Raw genomic sequence first — 5,156 nt, forward strand, 5'->3', positions numbered from 1 at the left:
GAAAGTAAAGCTCTTGCCCCTTTAACTGACTTTTTTGGTATAATGAAAGGCAGGAGTAGTCTGGCTTTGCTGATCGGAGATCGAGAGAATAATGCAAGAAAGGAAAGAGTCCGTGGGTCTAAAAAATCTTCATTACCGTAGTAAAATATATGAATTTCTCATGGCACCTGCTATCGTTTCAAGGGAAGATAAGTATATGTGGAAGGATTTGCGGCAGGATCAAAAGGAGCTGTTGCTTGATGTGCAGCCCTATTATGATCAGCTTTATCAGGCTTTACTCCCTCTGAAAAGCGAGCTGGTTGCTGTTGGTTTATTTGAAGAAGCTACGGTAGGGCTGGCTCCGCTCCTTTATCTCTATTTATTGGAAAAAGGGGAAGATCCAAGCAATTTAGAGGAATTACTGGAGTGTTTGAGAGCTTTAGACACAGATCAAATTCTTTATTGCCTAGAACTCAAGCTTTCTGTTGGAAGGGTTGCCAACAGAAGTCAGGAAGATTTGTTGGCTTTTCTAGAGGCTAGTGACAAGTCTCCAGAGAATAAATGGTACTGGTATCAAGCCATTCAGCATCCAGAGCAGCTGCGGAATCGGCTAGTTTCTTTACTGGAAGAAGTCTTCAAACTTTATCAGCCGATTTATGAGCGATTTGAGCAGGAAGTCTTGGTTTTTGAAAAAGATTTTAGCCTATCTGACATGTTTGATGATGAAGCGCTGAAAGATAAGTTACTTGCAAATGAAACACATGTCTTTGTCTTGTCACCTGTATTTATAGATTTCTTTTTTGAAAAAATTCCTGATTTTAGCTCTTATTTCTTGGTCGTTTCGACGAGAAGTTCCCAGGTGTCACAGACAGGATCGGAGCTTGATGACGAAACACTCGCTCTGACACTGAAAACTCTTGGAGATGAAACTCGCTATAAAGTCTTGATTGAGCTGATTCAGCCACATGCCAAGAATAAAGATATTGCGAAAAAGCTAGGCCTCACAAGAGCTTCTATCTCTTTCCATACGCAGAAGTTGCTAAACTCTGGCTTGCTGGAGCTTGTGATGGATGACGATTCTGTGAAATACACGGTCAATAAAAAACTGATTCAAAAAATTATAGAGAAGTTCAATCAGGACTTGAAATAGCTGAAGAAAACCTAGATTTATCCTAGGTTTTTATTTTTGTAAAGCAATTGTCTAACCAATTGTTGACAACTGTTTAATAAATTGCTATTATTTTTGTTAAATAAAACTCTAACAAAAATAAAGGAGTTGCTTTATGAATATCTTTCTAAAAAACAGAAATTTCCGTCAGTTGCTCATCAATCAATGGATTTCAGGTTTTGGCGATATTGTATTTTATTTAGCCTTGATGAACTATGTTTCTGCCTATTCCTTTGCTCCACTTGCGGTTTTCATCATTTCGCTTTCTGAAACCTTGCCCCAGTTTATTCAAGTTTTTACTGGAGTTGCGGCAGATTTTCAAAAGAACCGTACCCAGAAATACCTACTCATACAATTTAGCAAGATCCTACTATATAGTTTGGTGACGCTTTTGCTGTTTGGGCAAGATTTTTCTTTCTTGATTCTGCTTGTGATTTGCTTGATAAATTTTCTGTCGGATAGTCTGAGTTATTTTTCAGGTGCCATGCTGACACCCGTCTACATAAAGGTGATTGAGCAGGATATGACCTCTGCTATGGGCTTTCGACAGGCTAGTATGAGTCTGGTTCATATCTTGGGCAATCTGGCTGGTGGTTTTCTCATTACTTGGATGAGCATCGGAGCTTTGGCCGGCCTAAATACCTTGACTTTTGTGCTGGCCTACTTGGGCTTTCGACAGATTAGTAAGCATCTGCATGACTTAGAGCCGACCCTCGGCCATGACAAGGAGTTAACTAAAGAAAATTATTGGAAACACCTGTTAGCTTCTCTGAAAGTCTTGCTGGACTTGAAAGACATTGTGAGACTGCTCTTGATTTCATCTTTGGGTCAAGTTATTCTAAATATCCTGACGCCAGTAGCGACTCTGCTATTGCTCAAAAAAACTTTTTGGAACATGCAGGTAGGCCAGTCCCTTGCCTTGCTGATTGTTTTCAGTTCTGCTGGGTTGATTTTAGGGAATATGTTGAGTGGCAGTTTACTGAAAAAACTGTCGACCAAGCTTGTTATGTATGCTAGCCAATTGTTTGAAGGCTTTATCCTTTGTGGTTTTTTCTTGCAGAATTTTTTACTTGTCTTGATAGCGACCTTTGTTTGTGCCGTTGTGGTAGGTCTGCTGAGTCCTAGATTGCAAAAATCTGTCTTCAGCCTGATACCAGAAGAGTCCATGGGAGCCATCCAGTCAGCCATTAACCTATTTAGCATGACCGTTCCAAGTATTTTATCTATGCTCTTGATAGCCCTTGCTAGTAGTATGGGGATTGACTACATTCTTCCTCCACTTGTATTAATGCTGTTATTGTCTGTCTGGCTCATTATTCCGATGGGAGATTTGGATACGGATAGTTGACGAATAATAATTTTCTCATTTTTCTACTTTGGATAGAGTGACTTCTGCATTTTTAGGTCATTTTTGGTATAATGAAAGGCAGGAAATACAAGGAAGTAAAGCATGGAAATTTTTGATACACACACGCATTTAAATGTGGAAGAATTTGCTGGTCGAGAGGCAGAAGAGCTTCAGTTGGCTGCAGAAATGGGCGTTAGCAATATGAATGTTGTCGGTTTTGACCGGCCGACCATTGAGCGCGCCTTGGAGTTGGCCGATAGTTATGAGCAGATTTACGCTACGATTGGCTGGCATCCGACTGAGGCTGGGACTTATGATGAGGCTGTGGAAGCCTATCTGCTGGACAAGCTTGGTCATCCAAAAGTGGTGGCTCTGGGCGAGATTGGGCTGGACTATCACTGGATGACAGCGCCTAAGGAAGTGCAAGAGCGAGCATTTCGCCGACAAATCCAGCTGTCGAAAGAGTTAGACCTGCCTTTTGTCGTCCACACGCGCGACGCTTTAGAAGACACCTATGAGATTATCAAGAGTGAGGGTGTAGGCCCTCGGGGCGGTATCATGCACTCTTATTCAGGTTCTTTGGAAATGGCTGAGCGCTTTATCGAGCTGGGGATGATGATTTCCTTTTCTGGAGTCGTCACCTTTAAAAAAGCGACGGATATTCAGGAGGCTGCGCAGAACTTGCCTTTGGATAAAATTCTCGTCGAGACGGATGCGCCTTACCTAGCACCTGTTCCCAAACGCGGCCGAGAAAACAAAACAGCCTATACCCGCTATGTTGTGGAGAAAATTGCTGAACTTCGTGGGCTGACGGTCGAAGAAGTGGCGAAAGCAACCTATGCCAATGCAAAGAAGGTGTTTGGACTTGACTGAAAAGATAAAAATCCCCCAAGTGGTCGTTGTGGAAGGGCGTGATGACACAGCTAATCTCAAGCGCTATTTTGATGTTGAGACTTATGAAACGAGAGGTTCTGCCATTGGCGATGCGGATATTGAACGGATTCGTCGCTTGCAGGACTTACATGGAGTCATTGTTTTTACAGATCCCGACTTCAATGGCGAGCGGATTCGCCGTCTGATTATGACGGAAATTCCCACTGTCCAACATGCCTTCCTCAAGCGTGACGAAGCAGCTCCTAAGTCCAAGACCAAAGGGCGCTCGTTAGGCATTGAGCATGCTAGCTTTGAAGACTTAAAGACAGCCCTCGCTGGGGTAACCAGCCATTTTGAGTCAAGCAGTGATTTTGATGTGACGAAGAATGACCTCATGCGGCTGGGATTGCTCCTAGGAAGCGACAGCCGTCAGCGCCGAGAGTATCTGGGGGAAGAGCTTCGTATTGGCTACTCCAATGGCAAACAGCTACTCAAACGCTTGGAACTGTTTGGAGTAACCTTGGCAGAAGTGGAAGAAGCCATGCTTAAGTATTCAGTCTAACGGAGTCAGAAATGAAAAAAGTAATTATTACAGGCGGCAATAGTGGTATTGGCTACCAGGCTGCTAGACAGTTAGCTGAAAAAGAGTGGTCAGTGACCCTATTTTGCCGGAGAAAAGAAGCTGCTGAGCAAGCCTGTGAGAAAATCCGTCAACAAACAGAAAATCCGCATGTAGATTATATCTTGGTTGATTTATCTGAGATGAAAAGTGTCAAGAAAGCGGTAGAACAGTATATCCAAAAAGAAGCGACTTTAGATGTTTTCATTAACAATGCGGCCGATTTTGACTTATCGGTCAAGAAGGCTATTCTTACCAAAGACGGATTGGAAAAACAATTTGCGACCAATGTGGTTGCTCCCTTTTTACTTTCTGCTTTGTTGAGAGGCTTGTTGGAAAAGTCTGAGAATGGTCGGATTATTAATATTTCTTCCCAAGGACTGGTGCTTTATCCTTTCATGAAGCTTGATTTTGAAAATTTATCCGGTCAAAAACATTACAGTCCTGCCAAGACTTATTATCAGAATAAGCTGGCCTTGTTGATGCTGTCACTTTATATGCGGAAACAGTGGAAAGGCATCAAAATTCAAGCAATCCGTGTAACCAATGTCAAAGTAGATATGCGCCGCTATGATCACCTCAGCGCTTTTATGAAAAATCTGTATAAAATTAAGTCGAGATTTTCGATTAGTCCTGAAGAAATGGCGAAAGTCTATACAGCCTTATCTACAGAAGATGGCTATGAGGGCTTTTTGTATGACGAGAAATGTAGAGAAGTTAAGGCTAATGCATTTGCTTACGAGGAAGAAGAACAGAAAAAACTCTACACCTTGCTAGAGCAAATGACCTCCTTAAAAGATAACGAATAACGAATTAGAAAAGAGAGAAAATGAGAATTGCAGATTATAGTGTGACCCGTGCCATTCTGGAGCGTCACGGTTTCACTTTTAAAAAATCCTTCGGTCAGAATTTCCTGACGGATACCAACATCCTCCAGAAGATTGTGGATACAGCCGAGATTGATAAAAATGTCAATGTCATTGAAATTGGTCCTGGTATTGGGGCTTTGACAGAATTTTTGGCGGAAAGTGCCGCCGAGGTAATGGCCTTTGAGATTGATGATCGACTGGTTCCGATTTTGGCGGATACTCTGCGCGATTTTGACAATGTGACCGTGGTCAATCAGGATATTCTCAAGGTTGATCTGGCTCAGTACATAGCAGAGTTTA

At 42.3% G+C, this 5,156-nt stretch carries 6 protein-coding genes; all 6 read left to right on the forward strand.

The window, feature by feature from the left end:
• Nucleotides 1-91: 91 nt before the first annotated feature.
• Nucleotides 92-1,129: an ArsR/SmtB family transcription factor gene (locus RWS39_RS09065; RefSeq protein WP_125387276.1), complete on the forward strand. Its 1,038-nt coding sequence runs from the start codon at nt 92-94 to the stop codon at nt 1,127-1,129.
• A gap of 133 nt (nt 1,130-1,262) precedes the next feature.
• Nucleotides 1,263-2,495, forward strand: coding sequence for an MFS transporter (locus tag RWS39_RS09070; RefSeq protein ID WP_125387277.1), 1,233 nt, complete (start codon nt 1,263-1,265; stop codon nt 2,493-2,495).
• 102 nt (nt 2,496-2,597) lie between these two features.
• Nucleotides 2,598-3,368, forward strand: a complete 771-nt coding sequence (locus RWS39_RS09075) for a TatD family hydrolase (protein ID WP_125387278.1) — start codon at nt 2,598-2,600, stop codon at nt 3,366-3,368.
• Nucleotides 3,334-3,930, forward strand: a complete 597-nt coding sequence (rnmV, locus tag RWS39_RS09080; protein WP_125387279.1) for a ribonuclease M5 — start codon at nt 3,334-3,336, stop codon at nt 3,928-3,930. The genes RWS39_RS09075 and rnmV overlap by 35 nt, the downstream gene beginning before the upstream one ends.
• An 11-nt stretch (nt 3,931-3,941) precedes the next feature.
• A complete protein-coding gene (locus tag RWS39_RS09085; protein WP_125387280.1) occupies nt 3,942-4,796 on the forward strand; it encodes an SDR family NAD(P)-dependent oxidoreductase in 855 nt (284 codons plus the stop codon).
• A gap of 20 nt (nt 4,797-4,816) precedes the next feature.
• Nucleotides 4,817-5,156 (forward strand): ribosomal RNA small subunit methyltransferase A (locus RWS39_RS09090; protein ID WP_314482767.1); only part of this gene is annotated, 340 nt, incomplete at its 3' end.

It is taken from the genome of Streptococcus cristatus (assembly GCF_963529205.1).
GTDB lineage: Bacteria > Bacillota > Bacilli > Lactobacillales > Streptococcaceae > Streptococcus > Streptococcus cristatus_O.

What these genes read in the sequence shown, in the direction of transcription:
- RWS39_RS09065 (WP_125387276.1), top strand. Translation starts at nt 92, where the DNA reads ATGCAAGAAAGGAAAGAGTCCGTGGGTCTAAAAAATCTTCATTACCGT.
- RWS39_RS09070 (WP_125387277.1), top strand. Translation starts at nt 1,263, where the DNA reads ATGAATATCTTTCTAAAAAACAGAAATTTCCGTCAGTTGCTCATCAAT.
- RWS39_RS09075 (WP_125387278.1), top strand. Translation starts at nt 2,598, where the DNA reads ATGGAAATTTTTGATACACACACGCATTTAAATGTGGAAGAATTTGCT.
- rnmV (WP_125387279.1), top strand. Translation starts at nt 3,334, where the DNA reads ATGCCAATGCAAAGAAGGTGTTTGGACTTGACTGAAAAGATAAAAATC.
- RWS39_RS09085 (WP_125387280.1), top strand. Translation starts at nt 3,942, where the DNA reads ATGAAAAAAGTAATTATTACAGGCGGCAATAGTGGTATTGGCTACCAG.